Below are 1660 nucleotides of genomic sequence, written 5' to 3' on the forward strand. Positions count from 1 at the left end.
GACTAGCCCGGATCGATCACGGGTAGAGGGAACACCGCGTAGCGACCGACCGATAAGTGGAGAGTTCTCAAGGCTTTCCATCTACCGGTAGGAGCTACGCGGTGAAAACAGAGTGTACCCCGAAGCAGCTCAAGTTCGATGCCGTCGGCCGCCGGAAACTGGTGGCCGCGTTCGATGCGGAGCACATCTCGTCGGATGGGGGGCTGGCGCTGCTGCATCGGACCGACGGGCGGTTCGGGCTGATGCGGAAGTTCGCAGCCTGCTTTCGCGACCTTCGCGCCCCGGAGCTGGTGCAGCACACGGTGGAGGAGCTGGTCCGGCAGCGCGTGTTCGGCATCGCCTGCGGCTACGAGGACCTGGTGGACCACGCGGCGCTTCGGGAGGACCCGCTGCTGGCGGCGGTGGTGGGCAAGGCCAACCCGGCCCAGAAGCTTGCCAGTCCCAGCACGCTCAACCGGCTGGAGCTGACGCCAGCGGATGCGACGGCAGCGGCGCGCTACCGCAAGGTCGTCTACGACGCGCAGGCCCTCGAGCACTTCTTCGTCGACGCCTTCCTGGACGCCCACCCACGGCCCTTGCGCGAGGTGGTGCTGGACCTGGACGCGACCGACGACCCCATCCACGGCACCCAGGAGGGGCGCTTCTTCCACGGCTACTACGGCAACTACTGCTACCTGCCGCTCTACATCTTCGCGGGCGACTTCCTGCTGGCCGCCAAGCTGCGCACCTCTGGCATCGACGCGGCCGCGGGGGCGATGGAGGAGGTGCAGCGAATCGTGGCCCGCATTCGTGAACGCTGGCCCGACACCCAGCTGGTGCTGCGCGCCGACTCGGGCTTCGCCAGAGATGACCTCATGGCCTGGTGCGAGGACACCGGCGTCGACTTCGTCTTCGGCCTGGCCCGCAACAAGCGGTTGGAGCAGATGATTGCGGCGGACCTGGCACTGGTGCGCGCGGTGTCGCTGGAGGAGCGCGACGGCGCGCCGACGCGTGCCTACCGCGAGCTGCGCTACCAGACACACGACTCCTGGACGCGGGAGCGCCGCGTGGTGGCCAAGGCGGAGTGGCTGGGTGACAAGCACAACCCGCGCTTCGTCGTCACGTCCTTCTGCGAGCAGACGTACCCGGCGCAGTCTCTTTACGAGGAGCTCTACTGCGCTAGAGGCGACATGGAGAACCGCATCAAGGAGCAGCAACTGGGCCTCTTCGCCGACCGGACCAGCGCCCATACGCTTCGCGCCAACCAGCTGCGTCTGTGGTTTTCCTCTGTGGCCTACGTGCTCCTCAACCTCCTGCGCCACTTCGGCCTGCGGGGCACCGAGCTGGAGAGAGCTCAGGCGGGCACCATCCGACTGCGCCTGCTGAAGGTCGCCGCCCTTGTCCGCGTGAGCGTCCGCCGCGTCGTGCTGTCGCTGAGCGCCGCGGCTCCAGTGCGAGACCTCTTCGCTCGCATCGCCGAACAGCTGTGCACGGTGCCCGTTCCCTCCTGACGCCCGCTGCTCTTTGACAACCTCGCGCGGGCCCAACTCCGGCGGGACAGGGCCGTGCCTTGCCCGTTGCCGAAATCAGAACCGTCGCCAGGCAGGGCGCGAGGGCCCCTGCTGGCTACGCTACGACACCAGCCCTATGTCCGTGCCCGGTGTGACCGATTCGGGCTAGC

Annotated in this window: 1 protein-coding gene; it reads left to right on the top strand. The window is 67.8% G+C overall.

The features are described from left to right. The first annotated feature begins 101 nt into the window (after window positions 1–101). Window positions 102–1490, top strand: a complete 1389-nt coding sequence (locus K8638_RS44130) for an IS1380 family transposase (RefSeq protein WP_223760801.1) — start codon at window positions 102–104, stop codon at window positions 1488–1490. Window positions 1491–1660 lie beyond the last annotated feature (170 nt).

Origin of the sequence: Myxococcus sp. RHSTA-1-4, from assembly GCF_020037125.1 — a bacterium.
GTDB lineage: Bacteria > Myxococcota > Myxococcia > Myxococcales > Myxococcaceae > Myxococcus.